At 42.5% G+C, this 22,321-nt stretch carries 21 protein-coding genes; 14 read left to right on the top strand and 7 right to left on the bottom strand.

Going from position 1 to position 22,321, the window contains the following annotated elements; all coding sequences use genetic code 11:
• Nucleotides 1–76 precede the first annotated feature (76 nt).
• Together AAA970_RS01935 and AAA970_RS01930 are read left to right on the top strand one after the other, a co-directional pair.
• Nucleotides 77–1,054 carry a pyruvate dehydrogenase complex E1 component subunit beta gene (locus AAA970_RS01935; protein ID WP_338235778.1) on the top strand — a complete coding sequence of 326 codons (978 nt, stop codon included), beginning with the start codon at nt 77–79 and terminating at the stop codon, nt 1,052–1,054.
• 95 nt (nt 1,055–1,149) lie between these two features.
• Nucleotides 1,150–2,007, top strand: coding sequence for a patatin-like phospholipase family protein (locus tag AAA970_RS01930; RefSeq protein WP_053406037.1), 858 nt, complete (start codon nt 1,150–1,152; stop codon nt 2,005–2,007).
• Nucleotides 2,008–2,012: 5 nt separating this feature from the next.
• Here the strand turns inward: AAA970_RS01930 and ffh are convergent, their stop codons facing one another.
• The 3 genes from ffh to AAA970_RS01915 form a co-directional block, all read right to left on the bottom strand.
• A complete protein-coding gene (gene ffh, locus AAA970_RS01925; RefSeq protein ID WP_053406038.1) occupies nt 2,013–3,344 on the bottom strand; it encodes a signal recognition particle protein in 1,332 nt (443 codons plus the stop codon).
• A 295-nt stretch (nt 3,345–3,639) separates the two neighbouring features.
• The gene (locus AAA970_RS01920; RefSeq protein ID WP_053406040.1) at nt 3,640–3,885 is read right to left on the bottom strand and encodes a YgjV family protein; all 246 of its coding nucleotides are present in this window, start codon (nt 3,883–3,885) and stop codon (nt 3,640–3,642) included.
• Nucleotides 3,886–4,021: 136 nt separating this feature from the next.
• Nucleotides 4,022–5,185, bottom strand: a complete 1,164-nt coding sequence (locus AAA970_RS01915; RefSeq protein WP_338235692.1) for a transposase — start codon at nt 5,183–5,185, stop codon at nt 4,022–4,024.
• Nucleotides 5,186–5,368: 183 nt separating this feature from the next.
• Between AAA970_RS01915 and hemE the strand changes: the two genes are divergently transcribed.
• A complete protein-coding gene (hemE, locus tag AAA970_RS01910; protein ID WP_338235777.1) occupies nt 5,369–6,409 on the top strand; it encodes a uroporphyrinogen decarboxylase in 1,041 nt (346 codons plus the stop codon).
• A 671-nt stretch (nt 6,410–7,080) separates the two neighbouring features.
• Here hemE and AAA970_RS01905 read toward each other — a convergent pair.
• Nucleotides 7,081–10,053, bottom strand: coding sequence for a glycosyltransferase family 117 protein (locus AAA970_RS01905; protein ID WP_338235776.1), 2,973 nt, complete (start codon nt 10,051–10,053; stop codon nt 7,081–7,083).
• A 358-nt stretch (nt 10,054–10,411) separates the two neighbouring features.
• Between AAA970_RS01905 and AAA970_RS01900 the strand changes: the two genes are divergently transcribed.
• The 9 genes from AAA970_RS01900 (at nt 10,412) to AAA970_RS01860 (ending at nt 17,257) form a co-directional block, all read left to right on the top strand.
• Nucleotides 10,412–10,876, top strand: a complete 465-nt coding sequence (locus AAA970_RS01900) for a hypothetical protein (protein WP_053406043.1) — start codon at nt 10,412–10,414, stop codon at nt 10,874–10,876.
• 799 nt (nt 10,877–11,675) lie between these two features.
• Entirely contained in the window at nt 11,676–12,122 is a 447-nt protein-coding gene (rplM, locus tag AAA970_RS01895; protein WP_053406044.1) for a 50S ribosomal protein L13, read from the top strand.
• 5 nt (nt 12,123–12,127) lie between these two features.
• Nucleotides 12,128–12,514 carry a 30S ribosomal protein S9 gene (rpsI, locus tag AAA970_RS01890; RefSeq protein ID WP_053406045.1) on the top strand — a complete coding sequence of 129 codons (387 nt, stop codon included), beginning with the start codon at nt 12,128–12,130 and terminating at the stop codon, nt 12,512–12,514.
• A gap of 65 nt (nt 12,515–12,579) precedes the next feature.
• Nucleotides 12,580–13,350 (top strand): 30S ribosomal protein S2, encoded by a 771-nt coding sequence (gene rpsB, locus AAA970_RS01885; protein WP_060685320.1) that lies wholly within the window; start codon nt 12,580–12,582, stop codon nt 13,348–13,350.
• Between the two features lie 151 nt (nt 13,351–13,501).
• Nucleotides 13,502–14,332 carry a translation elongation factor Ts gene (gene tsf / locus AAA970_RS01880; protein ID WP_053406047.1) on the top strand — a complete coding sequence of 277 codons (831 nt, stop codon included), beginning with the start codon at nt 13,502–13,504 and terminating at the stop codon, nt 14,330–14,332.
• A gap of 401 nt (nt 14,333–14,733) precedes the next feature.
• A complete protein-coding gene (locus AAA970_RS01875; RefSeq protein ID WP_338235775.1) occupies nt 14,734–15,105 on the top strand; it encodes a hypothetical protein in 372 nt (123 codons plus the stop codon).
• Nucleotides 15,106–15,203: 98 nt separating this feature from the next.
• A complete protein-coding gene (locus tag AAA970_RS01870) occupies nt 15,204–15,740 on the top strand; it encodes an outer membrane beta-barrel protein (protein WP_338235774.1) in 537 nt (178 codons plus the stop codon).
• Nucleotides 15,741–15,822: 82 nt separating this feature from the next.
• The gene (locus tag AAA970_RS01865) at nt 15,823–16,329 is read left to right on the top strand and encodes an outer membrane beta-barrel protein (protein WP_063790773.1); all 507 of its coding nucleotides are present in this window, start codon (nt 15,823–15,825) and stop codon (nt 16,327–16,329) included.
• 100 nt (nt 16,330–16,429) lie between these two features.
• Nucleotides 16,430–17,257, top strand: a complete 828-nt coding sequence (locus tag AAA970_RS01860) for a carboxypeptidase-like regulatory domain-containing protein (RefSeq protein WP_338235773.1) — start codon at nt 16,430–16,432, stop codon at nt 17,255–17,257.
• Between the two features lie 57 nt (nt 17,258–17,314).
• Here the strand turns inward: AAA970_RS01860 and AAA970_RS01855 are convergent, their stop codons facing one another.
• Nucleotides 17,315–18,583: a replication-associated recombination protein A gene (locus AAA970_RS01855; RefSeq protein ID WP_338235772.1), complete on the bottom strand. Its 1,269-nt coding sequence runs from the start codon at nt 18,581–18,583 to the stop codon at nt 17,315–17,317.
• 12 nt (nt 18,584–18,595) lie between these two features.
• Nucleotides 18,596–19,411 (bottom strand): Rossmann-like and DUF2520 domain-containing protein, encoded by an 816-nt coding sequence (locus AAA970_RS01850; RefSeq protein ID WP_338235771.1) that lies wholly within the window; start codon nt 19,409–19,411, stop codon nt 18,596–18,598.
• A 124-nt stretch (nt 19,412–19,535) separates the two neighbouring features.
• On the opposite strand from AAA970_RS01850, the gene nhaC reads away from it, so the two are divergent.
• Together nhaC and AAA970_RS01840 are read left to right on the top strand one after the other, a co-directional pair.
• Complete coding sequence (gene nhaC / locus AAA970_RS01845) at nt 19,536–21,002, top strand: Na+/H+ antiporter NhaC (protein ID WP_338235770.1); 1,467 nt, start codon at nt 19,536–19,538, stop codon at nt 21,000–21,002.
• 10 nt (nt 21,003–21,012) lie between these two features.
• The gene (locus AAA970_RS01840) at nt 21,013–21,600 is read left to right on the top strand and encodes a 3'-5' exonuclease (protein ID WP_053406057.1); all 588 of its coding nucleotides are present in this window, start codon (nt 21,013–21,015) and stop codon (nt 21,598–21,600) included.
• Between the two features lie 62 nt (nt 21,601–21,662).
• Here the strand turns inward: AAA970_RS01840 and AAA970_RS01835 are convergent, their stop codons facing one another.
• Nucleotides 21,663–22,268 (bottom strand): YigZ family protein, encoded by a 606-nt coding sequence (locus AAA970_RS01835; protein WP_053406058.1) that lies wholly within the window; start codon nt 22,266–22,268, stop codon nt 21,663–21,665.
• Nucleotides 22,269–22,321: the final 53 nt, after the last annotated feature.

The following is a 22,321-nucleotide window of genomic DNA, read 5'->3' as shown; positions in this document are numbered from 1 at the left end:
CGCTTATTTTTACGCCACATTACCCGCCAGGGTATTTAACAAACAATGCACAATAACCTAATTCAAAATAATAACCATGAGACAAATCCAGTTTCGAGAAGCACTACGTGAGGCGATGAGCGAAGAAATGCGTCGCGATGAAACCATCTTCCTAATGGGAGAAGAGGTGGCCGAATACAATGGTGCTTATAAAGTGAGCCAGGGAATGCTGGACGAGTTTGGACCAAAACGTGTCATTGACACCCCAATTACGGAAGCAGGATTTACCGGTCTGGGGGTAGGTGCTGCCATGAATGGCATCCGTCCGATTATTGAGTTCATGACTTTCAACTTCTCTTTGGTAGCAATTGACCAGATTATCAACTCTGCTGCAAAATTGAAGTCGATGTCCGGTGGACAAGTAGATGTGCCGATCGTTTTCCGTGGAGCAACGGGTAATGCAGGCCAATTGGCTGCTCAGCACTCGCAAAACTTCGAAAACTGGTATGCCAACACACCTGGATTGAAAGTGGTGGTTCCTTCTAACCCAAAGGATGCTAAAGGACTTTTAAAATCTTCTATCCGTGACAATGACCCGGTGATCTTCATGGAGTCAGAATTAATGTACGGTGACAAAGGAGAGGTGCCTGAGAGCGAGTACCTGATTCCAATCGGTACGGCTAATGTTGTAAAAGAAGGTACAGATATTACCTTGTGTTCTTTCGGTAAAATGATGAAGGTAGCGATTCAGGCTGCTGAAGAAATGGCGAAAGAAGGCATTAATGTAGAAGTGATCGATTTGCGCACTGTTCGTCCTATTGACTGGGCGACCATCATTACTTCTGTGAAAAAAACCAATCGTTTGGTGGTACTGGAAGAGGCATGGCCATTGGCTTCTATCTCCTCAGAAATTGCTTTCCACGTATCTAAAAACGCTTTTGACTATTTGGACGCTCCTGTTACCCGAGTAGTTTCTGAAGACGTTCCGGTGGCTTATGCAAAATCATTATTGGAAGCGACCGTCCCTAATGTAGAAAAAACCGTTAAAGCTATTAAGGAAGTGCTTTATCGTTAATAATATTTATTTTCATATATAAAAGCGCACCTCTGGGTTGCGCTTTTTTTTTGCTTCTGATTTTATATTGCTCAACCAAATAAAAAAATTTACCAATGCTCATACCCGCAGACATTGAAGTAGGGATCGCTTTGAGTGGGGGAGGCGCAAGAGGAATTGCTCATATTGGAGTATTACAAGCTCTGGAAGACTATGGAATTTTCGTAAAAAGAGTTTCAGGCACCAGTATGGGGGCCATTGTTGGTGCATTATACTGTGAAGGTATTCGGCCGATACAAATATTAGAAATTGTGAGTGAGCGCAGGTTTATCAATATGTTTCGATGGCGGTTATTAAAGACCGGACTCCTGCCGCTGGATTATTTAGAGGAAAAGATACTGGAGTATATTCCCCATAATTCTTTTGAAGGCTTAAAAATGCCCTTACATATCTGCGTGAGTAATTTGTCTACGGGAAATTCGAAAATTGTCTCCTCGGGACCTCTAATGGACTGGGTAAAAGCTTCCGCCTCTATTCCGGTTTTATTCCCTCCGGTGACGATCAATAACGAGCAATTTGTAGATGGAGGCCTGACCAATAACCTGCCGGTGGAACCTTTACTGGAACATGCCAACCGCACGATCGGCGTTCATGTAAATCACAACCTCAAAGTCCCGCAAGTTAGTGGCATCAAATCTGTGGCGGAGCGGGTATACCGGCTCGCTATCTGGCAAACGGTGAAAGACCGGATGGATGAATGTGATCTGGTCATTGATCCTATTGATGCCCGAAAATATGGCACTTTTGACTTTAATCAGGCGCAAGAACTATTCAATATTGGCTATAAAGCCACCGAGGAAGTCATGTATCACCTCACCAAAAATATTAATCTGGAAAAACTCATTAACCTTCACCAAAGAAAAAGCCCCACCAAAGAGGAGGGGCCTAATCAAAATATGGTTCAAAGCGAATAGTTCACTTATCTTTTCATCAAATTACTCAATCCCATACCACGACGAGAACCCGTCAATTTATTCATGGTTTTCATCATTTTGCGCATTTCGTTGAATTGCTTCAACAACTTATTCACATCCTGAACGGTGGTCCCGGAACCTTTTGCAATTCTTCTGCGACGGCTACCGTCCAACAATTCCGGATTTTCACGCTCTTCCTTGGTCATGGAAAGAATAATGGCCTCGATAGGCTTAAATGCATCGTCATCGATATCGATGTCCTTCATCATTTTACCTACACCGGGCAACATGCCTACCAAATCCTTCAGGTTACCCATTTTCTTTATTTGGGCTAGCTGAGAAAGGAAATCTTCAAAATTGAACTGGTTCTTGCGGATCTTTTGGTTGATACGCTTCGCTTCATCCTCATCAAAAGCCTGCTGCGCACGCTCTACTAAGGAAACCACGTCACCCATACCCAAAACACGCTGGGCCATACGCTCAGGATAGAAGACATCCAAAGCATCCATTTTCTCTCCGTAAGAGATAAACTTAATCGGTTTTTCTACAACCTTACGGATTGAAATGGCCGCACCACCACGGGTATCACCATCCAACTTGGTTAATACTACTCCGTCAAAATCCAAACGGTCGTTGAAAGTCTTCGCAGTATTCACTGCATCCTGACCGGTCATCGAATCCACAACGAACAAAGTCTCTGATGGCTGAATTGCATCTTTTACTGCTGCAATCTCATTCATCATTTGCTCATCCACCGCCAAACGACCCGCCGTATCGACAATGACCACCTTTTTATTCTGTGCTTTTGCTTCCGCAATCGCTTTTTGGGCAATCTCTACCGCGTTTTTATTCTCAGGCTCGGCATATACTTCAACACCTACCTGCTCTCCCAAAACCTTCAGCTGGTCAATCGCCGCAGGGCGGTAGATATCACAGGCTGCCAGCATAACGCTCTTTCCTTCCTTCTTCAGGCGGGAAGCTAATTTACCGGTAAAAGTAGTTTTACCAGAACCTTGCAAACCGGCAATCAGGATGACCGCAGGATTTCCCTCCAACACGATATTTTCCTGTGTACCCCCCATCAGGCTGGTTAACTCATCCTGAGTAATTTTCACCAACATCTGACCTGGAGACACGGAAATCAAGATATCCTGTCCTAGGGATTTATTTTTAATTTCGTCAGTTACCTCTTTTGCTACCTTAAAGTTAACGTCGGCATCAATCAACGCACGGCGAATTTCTTTTACCGTGGTGGCAACGTTAATCTCGGTAATACTGCCCTGACCTTTTAGGTTTTTAAAGGCCTTATCTAATTTGGTACTTAAATTATCGAACATGGCATTCCTTCAGTTTCCGCAAAAATATAAAAATTATATCGCTTTTTTATTGAACGATAGGGCTTTTGCATTCTTTTTAGGAACGCGATGACCCATTAAAAAGATGATAGATATTGAAAATGGCAATAAAACTATTCACGACTACCACCGGGTAGGCCTGAATCATCACTCCATAAATCACAAAGAAAACAGCTCCTATTGAATTAATAAGCCGCAATTTCCGTATTTCCTTAAAAGTAAAAGAAAGCGCAACGAGTGTCATTGCAATATATCCTACCCAATCAGAATAATCCATTTATGAAGAATAAGTTTCTGGATGCTGTCCCTGCTTGTAGTAGAAGCGATAAAGCTCGTAAACATTCAATGCCAAAATAATCACATTGAGTCCCACTACCGGCAAGGCCTTAATCAACAAGCCGTAAACAATAAAAATCAAGGCTGCAAAAATATTGACTTTCCGCAGGGTTACCAAATTTCGGAATGTAAAAGAAAATGCTGCCAATCCCATGGCCATATAACCTAAAAGCTCCGTCCAGTTCATTTATCTCACTCTAAAAACACCTAAACAACTATCACACAGCTATTTTCAAAAATCAATCCAAAAACACCCCCACCCTTTACCTATTTTTACTTTAGAAAAATTAAGTGGGGAACCTCTTACAATACTCCGTAAAGAATTAGGCCGCAATACAGCCAAATCTCTCTATTTGGAGCATTTGCTCTGAATTATTGTACGGTTCGGGGGCAATCCCGAACCCTTTAAATATTCTTTGGATATAGTTTCGATTAAAATATAGCATCTTAATACTTGATAATGAGAAGGGTTCCTTTTCTTCGGTTTTATTATCAAAATAGTGAAGCGCTTTTGCCACGGACACCGCCGTTAGGGACATATTGATGTGATTATGTATCTTATTTTTACTCCTTGCTTGGCAGTGAGTCAAACCGGTGAATTGTTTGGCATCTCGAAATAGAAACTCAATTTGAAATCGAAGTCGATAACGCTCAATTATTGCGGAACCGCTTTGATTAATGTCTGTACTGAATAAAATTTCTCGTCTGGTTTTCCCATTGTCAAGCTCAGTAACGACGACCACACACTTGATCCATCGTTTAAGACTTTTACTATGAACCTCTGCTTCGAAAGCCTCCGAGTTTTCATTTTTGAAACATAGTGTAAAGTGTCTTTGGTCAAGATTATTAAATTTCACTTTTTCTCCATAGACCTTGGGTCGCCCTCTTTTTCCGGTAGGTGGTTCGGTATTTCTGTAACGAAGAAATGCGTTTTTAGCCAATTTACTAATGACAATAAACCCTTTTTCTACTATTGGATCGACGAATGTAAAGCGCGAAAAGTAAGCATCAACAACCACACTATCTGATACTTGCTTGTACAATTCAACATTTGACAAAATCAAATTGGCATAAAAGGTCAGCAAATTAAATGACTCGTCCTCACTCTTAAAGGTTTGATGGGCCTCTAAATGCATTGCGGTTTTACTTTCGAGGCCAACACTTGCTATTCCAGTAATTTCTAGACCTCTTTTTGTTGAATTATCGCAGCCTGACCAAAAGTACCCTAAACCTGGGGTGAGTTGACCACTTTTGGAAACATAACTTGGATCAAAGGCAATGATGCGCAATTCATCTTTAAGTGTCTTAATGAGCTCAATATTGAAAAAAAGGTAATTGAAATATTTTTCATACCATGATCTAATCGTGGCCTCATTGTACCGCAGATACCGACTCATGTTGGTGAAATTATTACGACCACGGAAAGACAGTAGTCCTTTCAAATTTTCTATCATGAAATCCCTCTCCCATTTGTTAATGTCTAACATTTTATGGAATATTTGCGCTAGGAGTGTTTCGATGCTCTTGATGGTGACTTAGTATGTTGGTGTTTGGCGATACAAATATACAGGTCACCATTTTTTTTACAATAGCTCAAAACTCTACGGAGTATTGCTCTTAAAAAACAGCAAATAACTCTAAATTTGCGATCGAAAATTTCTGAAATAGCTATGGAACTTAAAAATGACCTCATCCTACGAGCTGCACGTGGGGAAAAAACGGAAAGAACGCCTGTATGGCTAATGCGTCAGGCTGGAAGAATTTTACCGGAATACCGTGCGGTAAGAAGTAGTGTGAGCGGTTTTATTGAGCTGGCTCAAACACCTGAATTGGCAGCAGAAGTTACCATTCAGCCCGTTGACCTTTTAGGGGTGGATGCCGCCATTATCTTTTCAGATATTTTGGTTGTTCCTGAAGCCATGGGACTGCCTTACGAAATGGTAGAGAAAAAGGGGCCATGGTTCCCGGAGACTGTCAAGAGTGCTGCCGACCTCAAAAAATTAAGCGTGGCAGATGTGGAGTCAGATTTAGGATATGTATTAGAAGCCATAAAAATCACCAAAAAAGAGTTGAACGGCCGCGTTCCGCTAATTGGTTTCGCAGGTGCTCCCTGGACGATTTTTTGTTATATGATTGAAGGACACGGCTCTAAAACATTCTCCAATGCGAGAAAAATTTTATATACCGATCCTCAGATGGCGCAGCAGTTATTGCAGATGATCACTGACACCACTATCACTTACCTAAAAGCACAAATTGCCGCCGGAGCTGACATGGTGCAAGTCTTTGATTCCTGGGCAGGAATCTTACCTGACGATCACTATGAAACTTTCGCCTTGTCATACATCCGTCAAATCTGTGATGCCATCACGGAGGTGCCCATCACTGTATTTGCCAAAGGAGCATACGGCGCCAGAAAAGCCATTGGGCAATTAAACTGCAACACCGTTGGGCTGGACTGGAATATGGACATTCAGGAGAGTCGCCAATTAATTGGAGCTAATAAAACCCTTCAGGGAAATCTGGACCCTGCCGTGCTATATGCTGATTTTGCCACTGTAGAGGCTAAAACCAAGACCATGCTGGATACTTTTGGCCCTGACCGACACATTGCGAATCTCGGACACGGCGTTTATCCGGACATTGATCCGGAAAAAGTGAAGTGTTTTATTGAGACCGTAAAAAGCTACAGCCCAGGCCTGAGAAAATAAATTAATTTTTTTTCAAAAAGGAGGGTTACCTGTCTTTCGCATTTAGTATATACAGATGCATAAGCAATTTAAGTAGCACAAAATTTATACACCTGTTTTTGATTGAACCCCGGCCTTGTCCGGGGTTCATTCTTTCTAAAGGATTTATTTCTTACATCCGCTCCTCTTCCTCAGCTTTTAGGCCACTCTTATTCCTCTCCCTCTCAAAACAACTAAGCCCCTCTCTTTTACGTCGGGCAAAAAAATAATTGCCTGACTAAGCCCCTCTTCCCTTCCTGTATAATAACACTGGCTACTACTGGCCACAATTCCTTCAATTTTCCTGTCATGCAACAAATGGAGGAAGCGGGCAGCATTCGGATGGTGCATGAATATTACACCCGAATTATTTATGCTTAAATCCTCGTTTAGCTGTAAGGCGGAAAAAATGATGGAATAGTTTCCTATTTCGAGTTTTTTCCAACAAAACAGATGAATGAGCAGAAAGCAAGCTTGCCCGAATTTGGGCTATTATAAATCAAAAAAATAAATTATAATGAACTGAAATTAAATTACTTGCGATCAGTTAATAAATATGGCGGTGAATAATTCGGGTTACAGTTCCCGCAAGTCAAAAATTTCCAAAAAAAAAGCCCACCATCCGGTGAGCCTTTTCTTCAATTATTTATTTTTTATCCGCCGAAGCGAGCGTAATGGTGTCTTAATTTCTCATCCATTTCCACCGCCAAGGCATCTTCCTTTTCGGTCTTCAGAATTCTCACAAACTCTCCCAACACCATCATGGACATCTGGGTGCTGCGGTCCAAACCTCCGGCAATGCGCTCATTATAGTCCAGGTTTTCGATTGCCCGATCTCCCATCACTTTGATAATTTCCATCGCTTTTGCTTTTTCATTCACTGCCAACAGGAATCTAACCATTCGCATGGAAGTATAATCATAAGGCACCGCCTCATCCGGAATACGCTCCAAGGTGGCATTCATCACTTCCTTAGCGCGCTCATCATCTCCCTCTTCCAACAAGGCCAGGATCAGACTATTAATATTCGAACGGGTATTAAGCACAAAGTTACGGTAGTTCTCATCATAATACACTTTCGGGTCATCCAGACTACGGTAAGCAAATTTATTCATCACGTTATCGTACATGGTTTCAGTATCCACCAAGTACTCCCCTGATTGCTGCTGCCCTGGGAAATCAATCGGTAATAATCGATAAACATTACCTTCTTGCGCCACATGGTGGGACAAATCAATTCCAATAGAGGAAAGCGATGTATTATTAAAATAGATCGGACGCTCCCAATTATTATTAGTAATCAGATCAATCAGCATAATAGTGTTTTTCTCCAAGCCGTTTCCTTTCAGAGACCACACCAATTTATCCGTCACATAAGGCTTCAACTTATCCGGCACCAAATTACTGTTCAACACCTCAGAGGTATCCACATCAAAATACATAGATTTGGAAGGAACAACACTCATTACCCCGCCACTACGAGTAGGGAATTGTAGCTGATTAGATCCCTTGCGTAATAAGCTGATGTATTGCTTGGCATTGATCGCCGCGCCCTTTTTCACAGAAGGCAACTCCTGATAAACCGCATAATCATTCGGCCCACCCTGACGGTAATGTTCCTTTTCAAAAGTAAAAGGTAATGCTTCCGACTCATAAGCTTTACGCTTCATTTGGTCAATGTACCAATCCGTATTAAAGTAAGATAATACGATTACCCGCACATCGGTACGGAAATTCTCCACTTCCTGAACATACCACAATGGGAAAGTATCATTATCACCACCGGTGAAAATAATGGCATTCGGAGCCAAGCCTGCCAGGAAGTTACGAGCTGAATCTACGGAGAAGTAACGATTGGAACGATCATGATCATCCCAGTTTTGCTGCGCCATAATCGCCGGCGCCACCAGGCAAAGTGCGGTTGCTAAAGCCGGAGTAGCAACACCTTTGGTAAACTTGCCTAATAATTCGGCAATGGCAAATACCCCGATTCCACACCACATGGCAAATACGTAGAAGGCCCCTACATATATATAGTCTCTTTCACGCGGCTCAATAGGTGGCGAGTTCAGGAACATCACCAAAGCCAGACCAGTGATCAGGAACAAAATCAATAAGAAAAAGAAGGTCTTCGGGTCTTTATTAAAATTAAAGAACACCCCAAATAGCCCCAGAATCAGCGGCAACATGAAGTAGACATTGTGCGCCTTGTTATCCTTAATCGTAGAAGGTAAATCTTTAAAAGCATCTGTAATCCCTACCCAGCTCGCTCCCTGAATATCACTTTCTCGCCCGGAGAAGTTCCACATAAAATAACGCATGAACATCGTCCCGATCTGATGCGAGAAGAAGAAGCTCAGGTTATCACTGAAAGTAGGCTGCTCTCCCGGACGTAAACCCAGCATATTCTGATACTCTTGTACGTGGCGCGGGCTATTGCTCCATATTCTTGGGAAAAGCGTTTTGCGTTTATCGTCAAATTGATATTCAATTTTATGATCTGCAATTTCATACTTATCCTTTCCTTTCACATAAACCGGCGCACCCACTTCGGTCCCCACTACCTCGGCATCAAAGTACTGCCCATAACCCAAAGGACGGGTACCGTACTGCTCACGCTTCAGGTAAGAAACGAAAGATACAATGTTATTCGGGTCGTTCTCATCAATCGGAGGATTGTAATTGGAACGAATCGGGATGATACTGAAAGAAGAATAACCAATCAGAATGAATACAAACCCTAACAGGAAAGTATTCAGAATGGGCTTCTGCATTTTCTGAGAGTAATAAACCCCGTAAATCAATGCCCCTAAAAAAGCAACAATAAAGCTCACAATTCCGGAACCGAAAGGCAGGCTCAAAGTATTGACGAAGAATAATTCAAAATCCCCAGCCCAGGTAGGTAGTCCAGGAATAATAATATCGTTAATAAATAACAGAATGACAGAACTCACCGCCAGCGTTATGAAAACCCCTTTGATGGTCGCCTCTTCATACTTCTTAAAATAGTAAATCAACCCTAAAGCCGGAATGGTCAACAAGTTCAGCAAGTGAACCCCGATAGAAAGCCCCATTACATAGGCAATCATAATTAACCACCTTAAGGAAGCGGACTCATCCTCAATGAATTCCCATTTCAACATCATCCAAACTACGGCCGCGGTAAATAAGGAGGACATTGCATATACCTCCGCCTCAACAGCAGAAAACCAGAAAGAATCAGAGAAAGTATAAATCAAGGATCCCACAGCAGCGCCACCCATTATGAGTACCGTTTGCTCCAGCGAGGCTTTTGCGCGATCAACCTTCAAAATTTTCAGCCCCAACATCGTCAAACTCCAGAATAGGAATAGAATGGTAAATCCAGAGCAAAGTACCGAAGAAATATTAATCCAATAGGCAATTCGAAGCGGATCTCCCATCGCAAGGAAAGAGAACATCCGGTTGATCAACATAAAAAATGGTGCCCCCGGAGGGTGAGAGACCTCCAACTTGTAAGAGGTGGCAATGAACTCCCCGCAATCCCAAAAACTGGCGGTTGGTTCCACTGTCAGCCAATACACCAGGGTGGCAATTCCAAAAATGATCCAACCGGTGTAATTATTAATTTTACTGTAATTAAACATTTAATGTAAGGTTATCTTGATAACAAGAATTATTGCATACAATTTTTCAAGGGTTGAAAATAGGAACTCTTCTGCAAATAATAGCCGATCGCGGCTTAAAATTTAATAAGAGCATTTCAATATGCCCTAAAGAACCCCGCTCATGAACGCCATAAGCTTTCCTCTACAGTACACCCATAACAGCAGAAGGATCAAAAAACAACAAAAAATTATTACGCCACTTCATTTATTAACTAATAAAGAATTAGTTAAACTAAACCACTTCGAGAATTATTCGTGAAGAAAATAGAAGGTGCTAAGCAAGCATCCCCCTATTACCTTTCCCGATTTCGGTTTTCCCTACAATCAAAAATACACTATGAAAAATCTACATTTCCTGTTCATCTTTTTGGTCATTTTTGCCGCCTCCTGCTCTGATGATGACAATGGAGATACCTCCGTCCCTTCTGCTGCCGGAGACTGGTACCTTTCCGGAATTAATGGAGAAGCTGTTCCTGCAGGTACTGGCGGGCTGATCTCAATTCCGGTGGAAATTGATGGGGACTCACTCGACTTACTGCTGGGCGATAAGGATGACCGGACCGTAATCCTGGATGAGGATAACAAAATATACCCTAAAGATATTAGTGTAGCCATTGGCAGCTGGATGCAAGACAATGGAAATATTACCATCACCATTGATTCTTTAGAACAATATAGTGGCACCACTGATGGCACTTCAGTCATAACCCTTCAGGTTTCTGACTTAATCATTGAATTACCCGATGGATCCCAATTCCCCGAAGTGAATTTCCGAGGAGATGCCATTTGGTCAAAACCATAAAAACATTTCTTCCCCCAACCCAAAAAGAGAGCTTCGGCTCTTTTTTTATGCCTTTTCAATTCTCATGCCACTTCCCCCACTTTTCTCCTGGCTTATTTTAGCCCGAATAATTCACCGACAAATTTGGTAAACCACCTTAATAAGCTTATGCTAAAATCATAAAGCTTGTGTTTATTGATTGATTAATAGCCAAAATTTGAGCGAGCTTGCTTTTTCCTCATTCTGCTTCATGGGAAATAATGAAAGAAGAAAAAATTCCTTCATTTTTCACGCCCTGCGGCTAAACGAGGATTCAAGCATGAATTACCCGCTTAGGGTATCATCAAACAATTCAAAATATAAATTCCTTTCGGAGAACCATATAAACCGGAGATTTCTCAATATTCTGCTTCCTTCTTCTTTACACAGGACCGCTGTACCAAATTCCATTTTTAGGTCACTTCATTTTTTTAGCACGACTTTTGACCAGCACTCTGGGCATTCGATTGATGCTCAGGGGTAAATGGATCTAAAATATTGAAATACAGTTTCATCTTCCTAGGTTTGTAAATATTTTTCTTCTATATTTGCACTCCTTTTGGGGTGGATTGAGTCCAAACCGCCTTAGATTCTTGCCGCCCCCTAAGGAACCGAAACCTCGTACCTTAGCACGTACAAGTCCGTATTACACTGATTTAAAAGGGTTTCAAGCCGACAGGATTCACGTAATCAAACTGCGTAGGAGCTTCCAAACCAATGCAGCAAGAAGTGATGAAATTCGGATCTAAGATTATTTTATAATTATTAAAATTCAGCTAAAGTGGATACTTTAAGTTACAAAACACTATCAGCTAACAAGGCGACTGTTGAAAAAGAATGGGTTGTTGTTGACGCTACCGATATGGTATTGGGTCGTTTGGCATCTGAAGTTGCTAAAATGATTCGTGGTAAGCACAAGCCATCTTTCACTCCTCATGTAGACTGTGGAGACAATGTTATCGTAATCAATGCGGACAAAGTTCGTTTGACTGGTAACAAGTGGACTGACAAAGTTTATGTTCGTCACACTGGATACCCAGGTGGTCAGCGTAAGCAAACTCCTATGGAGGTAAAAACTAAGAAGTCTTCTACGATCTTGGTAGAGCGTGCTGTTAAAGGTATGTTGCCAAAGAATCGTTTGGGCCGTCAGTTGTTCCACAATCTATTCGTTTACGAAGGTGCTGAGCACAAGCACGACGCACAGCAACCAAAAGAAATTAAATTCTAAGAAGCATGGAAGTAGTAAACACTTTAGGAAGAAGAAAGACTTCAGTCGCAAGAATTTATGTAAAAGCTGGTAACGGTGAAATCACTGTTAATAAGCGCCCATTGGCGACTTATTTCCCAACTGAGATCTTGCAATTGATCGTAAAACAACCATTAGTTATCTCTGAAGTTGATGGTAACTTTGACATTAACGTAAACGTGTACGGTGGTGGTATCAAAGGACAAGCGGAAGCTGTTCGTTTGGCTATCTCTCGCGCACTTTGCGAAATCGATGAGGAGAATCGTCCTGCATTGAAGAAAGAAGGATTCCTTACTCGTGACCCACGTATGGTCGAGCGTAAGAAATACGGTAAGCGTAAGGCACGTCGTTCTTTCCAATTCTCGAAACGTTAATATTTTGCTTCGGCGAATGTTTTCGTTTTTTAAAACATTTGAAATTTTCTATATAAGATTTAGTAATGGCTATTCAACTAACTTATAAAGACTTACTTGATGCTGGTGTTCACTTTGGACACTTAACGAGAAAGTGGGATCCAAAAATGGCTCCATATATCTTCATGGAGCGTAATGGCATCCATATTATTGATTTGAACAAAACCTTGGTGGCTCTCGAAGAAGCATCTAACGCCCTTCAAGGAATCGTTCGTTCTGGTCGTAAAGTGATGTTTGTTGCTACCAAAAAGCAAGCTAAGGACATCATCGCTGAAGAAGCAGGCCGCCTTAAAATGCCTTACGTAACTGAGCGTTGGTTAGGTGGTATGTTGACCAACTTCGCGACTATTCGTAAGTCGTTGAAGAAAATGTCTTCTATCGACAAGTTGATGAAATCGGAAGAGTACATGAACTTGGCGAAGCGTGAGCGTTTGATGGTATCTCGTGAGAAGGACAAATTGGAGCGTGTATTAGGCGGTATCGCTGACTTGACTCGTCTTCCAGCAGCTTTGTTCATCATCGATATCAAGCGTGAGCACATCGCAGTGAAAGAAGCACAAAAGTTGAATATCCCAGTATTCGGTTTGGTGGATACTAACTCTGATCCAACTTCTGTTGATTTCGCTATCCCTGGTAACGACGACGCATTCAAGTCGATCTCTATCATTGCTAAGGCGATCGGTTCAGCTATCGAAGATGGTTTGAACGAGCGTCGTAAAGACAAAGAAGAGAACGAGCGTAAGAAAGAAGAGGAAGCTAAAAAAGCAGCTGATTCAGAGAACGCTGAAGAAAAATAATCTTAGGATTAAATAAAATTAATGAACACCACCCTGCCTTCGCGTAGTTGGAGGTGTTCATTTTTTTTATCTAGATAAGTAATTGAAGATCTGTACAAATTCAATTACTTTCGCAGAGAAATTTCTTATTGATCACTAAATAATATTAACAATGGCAATTTCAGCAAAACAAGTTAATGAGCTGAGAAAAGCGACCGGTGCCGGTATGATGGATTGTAAAAAGGCATTGGTTGAAACTGATGGCGATTTCGACAAAGCGATCGAGGTTCTTCGTAAAAAAGGTCAGAAAGTTTCTGCTAAGCGCGCTGATAACGAAACTTCAGAAGGTACTGTATTCGTGAAAGCGAATGAGGATTACACTGAGGTAGTATCTTTAAGCTTAGTATGTGAGACTGACTTCGTAGCGATCAACGACGAGTACCAGGCTTTGGGTAATGCTATCTTGGATGCTGCTGCAGCGGCTAAGCCAGCAGACGTTGAAGGTATCATGGCGTTGTCATTGGGTGATATGACTGTAGCTGAGAAGATCACAGAGACTATCGGTAAATTCGGTGAGAAAATTGTGATCAAGAACTACGAAGTGATCACTGGTGAGAAAGTTGTTGCTTATATCCACTCTAACAAGAAATTGGGTGTAATCGTAACTTTGGCCAATGTTGGTGAAGCTGACTACGTAACTGCAGGTAAAGATGTAGGGATGCAGATTGCAGCAATGAACCCAATCGCATTGAGCTCTGATGATGTAGATGAGGCTACTAAGGCTAAAGAATTGGAAATCGGTCGTGAGATCGCATTGAAAGAAGGTAAGCCAGAAGCTATCGTTGACAAAATCGCTCAAGGTAAATTGCAGAAGTTCTTCAAGGACAACACTTTGTTGGCACAGGATTTCGTAAAGGACAACTCTATGTCTGTTGCTAAATACTTGGATAGCTTGAACAAAGGAATGACTGTAGTTTCATTCAAGCGTATCACTGTAGGATAATTATATATTCTCAGAAAAATATAGAAGCAGGAGGAAACTCCTGCTTTTTTTATGCCCGAAAGTCAGCTGCGCCGAATGCATTCCCCGCCAATTTCACTAAATCAACTTACAGCCAATTCATTACGGTTACTTTTTTTTGATTTTTAATTGCCCGAATTGGGAAAGCTTACTTTCTCTTCTTTCCTGTGCCCCACCAGAAAATTGGAAATAATAGCCTACCCCTTCCTTTTCCCAGCCTTGCTGCTAAACGATAATCTAAGCAATCATTATTTAGGCCCAACAAACTCCCCCCCAACCCAAAGCCCCAAACCAACTCCCAATGAATAGCTATTTACCCCATTCCGACATGCTTAATTCCACAGTTTTATTTAACTTTGGGCTCAGACTCAATTTTTTGCTTCATGGATTGCAGACTTTTGATAAAAAAGCAAGACCTTATAAAACTCCACGGTACGGCTGTAGGAATATACCAGCCACAAAATGCCTTCCTCAGACCTGAAATGGCAGAGATATTTTATCTGGGCATACTGATGAAAGAAGGTTTCGGGCGCGTATTTTTTCCCGTCACTAAAACGATCATCGAATATTTGATGATGGGCAAAATCACCATTCGGGATATTTACAATAATACGGAAACCCTTACCTATCAAATTAAAAAAGGAGCAAATAAAGCCATCACCGTCGTCAGGGATGAAGTAGAGAATAACACCCTCTTTTGGGATGACTATTTCACAGATCTGGACCCGGACCTACTGGCTTATCCTCAAGTGTAATACTTTTTAGTTAAATATTATCAATTCAACCTTCCGGAGGCTAAACTCCGGATTCGGGCTTAGGCAAATAAATCCTAAGTCAAAAATTCACTAAACTTATGAGATTATTCGGACTCTTTCTTTCTATGGCGCTAGCGCTATCCTTGACTGCCATGGGACAAGCTAAACCTCAAACAGAGGGAGAAAATTCCTTACCTAAAGGTGGAATGCAAATTAATGCAGGATTTGGCCTTTCAGGAAATGGCATCCCGGTTTATGGGGGAATGGATTTTGGTGTTCATCAAGACATGACAGCAGGATTCGAAGTAGGTTATCGCTCTTTTTCCGATAACTACTGGCGTTACAACTCCTTCTCGATCACCGGAACTTTTAACTACCATTTCAATCGATTAATCGGCCTACCTTCCAACTTTGATGTATATGCCGGGGCTAATATTGGCTATGTTAACTGGAACCACCACTGGGAAGGCCCTGCTGGTACGGATGAATGGCATAAAAGCCACTCTTCAGGCATAGGCCTTGGCCTTCAAATAGGTGGTCGTTATTTCTTCAACCAAAACTGGGGAGTAAACGTGGAACTGAACGGTGGAAACCAATTATCCAGCGGAAGAGTTGGGGTAACCTATCGCCTGTAAGAAAAAACTCATCACATCTTAATCCGTTTTTTTTTGAAAAGCAGCTGAGAAAGAATTTATTGCGCCCCGAAAATAAATTCACATGAAAAAATTAATTACATGCTGCTTGTTGTTAATGCTCACAGTATTAACCGCTAAGGCTGATTCTCCACTTGGACAAGGGGGAAAACAATTAAACTTCGGATTAGGATTTGCCAATTATGGCATTCCGATTACCGGTAGTTTTCAGTACGGAGTTCACCGCGATATGTCTGTTGAAGCAGAGCTTTCCTGGGCGAATAGAAATGTAAAGTATAATAAGGATAAATATTACCGCAGAAATACTTTCGGCATCGTAGGACGCTTTAATTATCACTTCAACACCATATTGAATATTCCATCCAACTTTGACCTCTATGCAGGTGCTAATGTTGGCTTTAGAATTGTGAACTACCCATACGATTATTACGGAAACAGAACTTCCGGACTGGGCTTAGGCCTTCAGGTAGGTGGACGCTATTATTTCAATGACCAGTTTGGTATTAATTTGGAATTTGCAGGCGGTAGAGCCGTTACTGCCGGAAAAATAGGAATCTCCATTAGATTTTAACAGAAAGGGTGCTTCGGCACCCTTTTTCATTGTTAATAAAAGTTAAATAATTGTCTTGCTGAGCATTAGCCACTACCTTCGGCTTTTCAATATTTGCAAGATGAAAGCTTTCCTACTCTCCTTCCTTCTCTTTCTTCCAGCCCTTTCCTTAGCGCAGGAAAACACTCCTCTGCCGACCTTTCTACATGGCCAATTGCTCAATGCCAACAATCAGGAAAGTATTCCCTTTGCACATATTGTCAATATCTCTCAAAAAAAAGGAGCCGTTTCGGATGAAATAGGCTTCTTCTCTATCAATGCACAACAGGGAGACACCCTTTGTTTCCGGGTTTTAGGCTATAAAACGGATACCATCACCCTAAGCAGGACCCAACTGGAGGCTATCAGTGCCAAATTCCGTTTGGTAGAAGAAACGCAAAAATTGGCCAATGTTAATATTTACTCCTATGATAATTCCGCCATGTTCCGAAAAAAACCGGAACCCTATTATATTCCGGGTATTAACATGAAAGTTCCCGCAAAAGACGATACCCTATTAAACAAACCGCATAGCCCTAAAGCTTATGAATATGCCCTTGGAGCACTCTCCAGCCCTATGACAGCCATGTATACTGCATTCAGCAAAAGGGAGAAAGAGAAACGAAAAATGGCAAAAGTGCTTTATGAAGAACAACAGGAACAATTAACCAATCAAAAATTCAACAAATACTTCAGCCCGGAAGCCATTTCCAAATTACTCAATATTGAAACAGAGGAAGCAGAAGCTTTTTTGGCTCATTTGAAGCCCTCTCCCTTTGCGGTAAATCAATTAGGACATAGCGAAATCATTATGAACATCATCAACCAGTATGGTGCTTTTCTCGAACAGGAGCCTCAGTTGGCCAAAAAAGTAAATAATACAGACAGTCTGCCTCTACTTCAGGATTAATCCTTTTACCCTTCATGGGCTATCTTTTCAAACAGCACGATTGACCGAATCCACAGGCTAATACCCATACTTATCCTTCCACCAGTATTTCAGCCACTCCCGGGTATGCTTTTCTTTTTGGTTATCACCCGGATCATAAAGCTTCGTACCTTCCAGTCCTTCAGGTAAATATTCCTGTGGGGCAAAATTTCCCGGATTATCATGGCTGTAATTGTAACCTTTGCCATACCCTTGCCCTTTCATGAACTTAGTAGGCGCATTACGCAAATGCAAGGGCACCGGGAGATCTCCGGTGGCATCAATCAAGCGCATGGCCTTATTCACCGCCATATAGGACGCATTACTTTTAGGGCTGGAAGCCAGATAGGCAGCACATTGAGCCAAAATAATTCTTCCCTCCGGATAGCCAATGGCCTGCACCGCCTGAAAAGCATTGGTCGCAATCACCAGGGCTGTCGGATTGGCCATGCCTACATCTTCTGAAGCAGAAATCAACAAACGGCGGGCAATAAATTTAATGTCTTCTCCTCCCTTGATCATACGGGACATCCAGTACACTGCCGCATTCGGGTCTGAACCCCGGATAGATTTAATCATGGCCGAAGCCAAGTCATAATGCTGATCGGCATTCTTATCATAAAGGGCCATCCGCTGCTGGGCCAGCTTTTTGACCAGCTCATTCGTGATTTGCCCGCCTTCCTTCAAGGCATCAGCCACGATCTCCACTAAATTCAACAGCTTGCGCGCATCTCCACCGGAAACAGACAATAAAGCCTCATATTCTGCCACCTCCAGATTTTTGGGGGCAATCACTTTATCCTCCGAAAGCGCCCTTCTGACCAGGCCTTTCAGGTCTTCCTCTTCCAAAGATTTCAGGGTGTACACCTGACAGCGTGACAACAAAGCCCCATTCACCTCAAAAGAAGGGTTTTCGGTGGTCGCCCCAATCAGGGTAATATGTCCACGCTCCACTGCTCCTAAGAGCGCATCCTGCTGCCCCTTATTAAAGCGGTGAATTTCATCAATAAACAACAGCGTTTTTTCCTGTCGGCGCGCCTTATCAATCACCTCCCGGACATCCTTTACGCCGGAAGAAATAGCGCTCAGGGTAGCAAAGGGCATTTTCACCGTCTCTGCCATAATTTGAGCCAGCGTTGTTTTCCCCACGCCCGGAGGCCCCCAAAGGATCAAAGAAGGCACCATGCCGCTTTCCAGCGAGTGACGCAATACTCCTTTAGGGCCCACCAGATGCTGCTGCCCCACCATTTCATCAATATTTCGGGGGCGCAGGCGTTCTGCTAATGGCTGCTGTTTATTTCCTATCATAACAATCCTGTTTTATAATTCCCACTCCTCTTCTTCACTCGGGCGGTGCCACTCGTCAATAATTTGCTGACTCAGTGCCCGGTACACCTTGGCCTTGTCCATATCATCTTCCAGCAAATCCAGGTGCGCTTCCAATGTTTGGACATCCTTTCGGATGGCCGGACCCGTCTGGGCCGCTTTAGGGCCAATTTCCAGGGTCTTATTCACCGTTTCGGCAATCAGGGGATGCAACAATTCAAAGTCCAAACCCTGCGATTCCATGATCTGAGAAGCCCGCAGCATCATGAAATTGGAGAAATTACAGGCAAATACAGCGGAAAGGTGCAAATATCGCCTTTGGGCAGAATCCATCGCCCTCACCGTTTGACTGATCGTAGCCGCAAAATTCAGCAACTTTTGACTGGCCCAATCCGAGGAAGCTTCAATTAAAAAGGGGATTTCTTCCACCTCGATTTCTTTCCCCTTCGAAAAAGTTTGCAAAGGATAAAAAACTCCGTGTGCATCCGCTGCAGCAAAAGAAAGTTCTTCCATGGGCTTTGCCCCCGAAGTGTGCGCTAGAATTGCTCCATCCGGCAAAATAATCTCTTTTGACACCTCAGAGATCGCATCATCGCTTACACAAATCAAAATAATGTCTACCTTTGTGTCTGAAAAGTCGAGATCGGGCTTCCATTCAGCCCCATAAAGTCGATTCATTAATTGGGCGCCACGCCTGGCATCCCGGCCGTAGACCGTCATTACTTTATGACCTGCATTTTCAATTGCAGGAGCCAAATGCCATGCTACATTGCCGGTACCGATTATGGCTACTTTGTATAACTTATTCATGACATTTCGTTAAATTTATCCGATTATCCAAAAAACAAAACTAATCAATTGATTAACGTACGCTTTTTGCACCCGCCTATCGACGGGTTTTTATTTGGATAACATAATTACAAAAATACTATAGATGGAGCAAAAGTCTTATAAAACACCATCCCTTCTTCAGGCCCTCATACCTGTAAGCCTATTAATTCTTCTTTTAGCCGCTAACGTTTTTATTTTCGGAGACGATGCAACCTATGGCCCTAACCAGATTGCGCTAATCCTGGCGGCTGCATTAGCGGGCATAGTCGGGGTCAACCTGCACTACAACTGGGATGATATGCAGGAAGGTATTGTACAAAGTATCAAATCCTCCCTTCCGGCGATTTTGATTTTGCTTCTGATCGGTTCTCTTTCGGGCACCTGGCTATTGAGCGGGATTGTCCCTTCCATGATCTATTACGGACTGGGCATCATGACGCCAAAGATTTTCTTATTTGCCACCGTAATTATTTGTGCCATTGCTTCCATTGCCATTGGTAGCTCCTGGACCACGATTGCCACCATTGGTATTGCCTTATTGGGGATTGGTTCCGCTTTAGGCTTTGATAAACCCATGATTGCGGGTGCGATTATTTCCGGCGCCTATTTCGGAGATAAAATTTCTCCGATGTCGGATACCACCAACCTCGCCCCTGCCATGGCGGGAACGGACTTGTTTACCCACATCCGAAGCATGATGTTTACGACAGTCCCGTCCATCATCATTACCCTGATCATTTTCTTGATTTTAGGATTCCAGCATTCCTCTAATGCAGATGCCGGAAATATTGAAGCAATTCGTGAGAGTATTGATCAGACTTTCAACATCACCCCCTGGTTATTTTTGGTACCGGTGATGGTGATTGGATTGATCCTTAAAAAAGTGCCTGCGATCCCTGCCCTATTAATCGGTACTTTGCTGGGAGGTATTTTTGCCTGGATTTTCCAGCCCTCCGTTATCCAACAAGTTGCCGGAACAGAAGATTTCACCTGGGTAGCACCTTATAGTGTCTTGATGAAATCCATGTTTACAGAAATCTCTATTACCACCGAAAATACCCAAGTCAATGAACTGCTAACTTCCAGTGGAATGGAAGGGATGCTCAATACCATCTGGCTGATTATGTGTGCCATGATTTTTGGAGGAATTATGGAGTCTACCGGTCTATTGCAACGTATTACTGCCGCTATTATTAGTAAGGTAAATTCAGTTGGTGGCTTGATTTCCGCCACTGCCGGATCCTGTTTATTTTTCAATGTAACTGCCTCTGACCAATACCTTTCGATAGTGGTGCCTGGCAGGATGTTTGCGGATGTTTATCGCAATCGGGGAATTGCTCCGGAAGTTTTATCAAGAACGCTGGAAGATTCCGGTACTGTGACGTCGGTACTTATTCCATGGAATACCTGTGGTGCGTATCAGGCAGGAGTATTATCAGTAGGCACTTTAGCCTATTTACCTTACTGCTTCTTTAACATCCTAAGTCCATTCGTCACAATCATTTTCGGGTATTTGTTCGTTAAACCGGATGCGGCCAAAAAGGCTGAGCCGGTAGTGGCAGTCGATTAAGTGAGCTTTTATGTATCAAAAAGAAATAAGTAAAGAAGAAGTCAACGAGTTACCGTTAACCAAATATGAGGGAGAAGTAGTCTATATCACGGAAAAAGATGAACTTCAGGAGGCCTTAAAGGAAATTGAACAGTACAATGTGGTGGGTTTTGATACAGAGACCAAACCCAATTTCCGAAAGGGTGAGAATAACGGAATTGCTCTGATTCAAATTGCGACAGAAGAAAAAGTATATCTGATCAGGGTAAAGCAAACGGGCATGACAGCGCGCCTGGCAGACTTTCTTTCCAATCCGGACATTTGCAAAGTAGGCATTGCTTTAACGGATGATATCCGCGGATTAAAGGAAATTGGAGACATTTTACCCAATGGATATGTGGATTTAGCCGTGGAAGTAAAAAATTTGGGATTAAAAGTAACCGGCGCCAGAAACCTATCCGCGATTTTCCTGGGGATTCGCATCTCTAAAAACCAACAAACCTCCAATTGGGAGAAGGCGGAATACAGTCCTCAGCAAATTGATTATGCCGCCACAGATGCCTGGATTTGTCTGGAAATTTTCCGAAAGATACAAATGCTGGAACCAGCGTTTTATTAAAGGTAAATAAGGGTAATAAAAAAGGTCGTGAGCACATCACGACCTTTTTTTATAGCTCATTTTTATTCTTCTTCCTCTAATAAGTAGAGACCGTCAATATCTTTCAATTTGGCATACACCTGCTCAAATAATTTCTCCCGAACCGATATTTCCATCTCGCAAACATTATCAAACTCCTGTTTTACGATCTCCAAATCGTACTCTTTTATCAATTTCATTACATCATTCATCGACAAGTACTCAAAGCGAAAAGGAATTTCTATCGTCAGGATTTTCTCCACGATTTCCCCCTCTTCTATCGCCTCTGCCGCTGAAGTTCGATAAGCATTCACCAAGCCCGGTACTCCTAGCTTCGTCCCTCCAAAGTAGCGCACTACCACAATCAACACATTGGTCAGATTATTGGAACGAATCTGACCTAGAATAGGGTCTCCGGCGGAGTGATTCGGCTCTCCATCATCATTGGCCCGGTAGCGTTCGCCCTCCTTTCCCAACACCCAGGCAAAGCAGTGGTGACGGGCATCGTAGTACTGCTTTTTTAGGGCATCCACAATTTCCTTGACGTCTTCCTCCTTTTTAATAGGGTAAGCATATGCCAAAAATTTACTTCCTTTTTCTTTATATAAACCTTCTGATGTTCCGGCCAGCGTTAAATAGGTGTCTTTCATATGTCTTTTCTGCCTTGCAAAGCACAAAAATAAGGATAGTTTTCTGCAATCAA

Origin of the sequence: Persicobacter diffluens (genome assembly GCF_036244895.1) — a bacterium.
Lineage (GTDB): Bacteria > Bacteroidota > Bacteroidia > Cytophagales > Cyclobacteriaceae > Persicobacter > Persicobacter diffluens.
The sequence above is the reverse complement of the archived record's forward strand: the minus strand, read 5'-3'. Positions and strand labels throughout refer to the sequence as shown.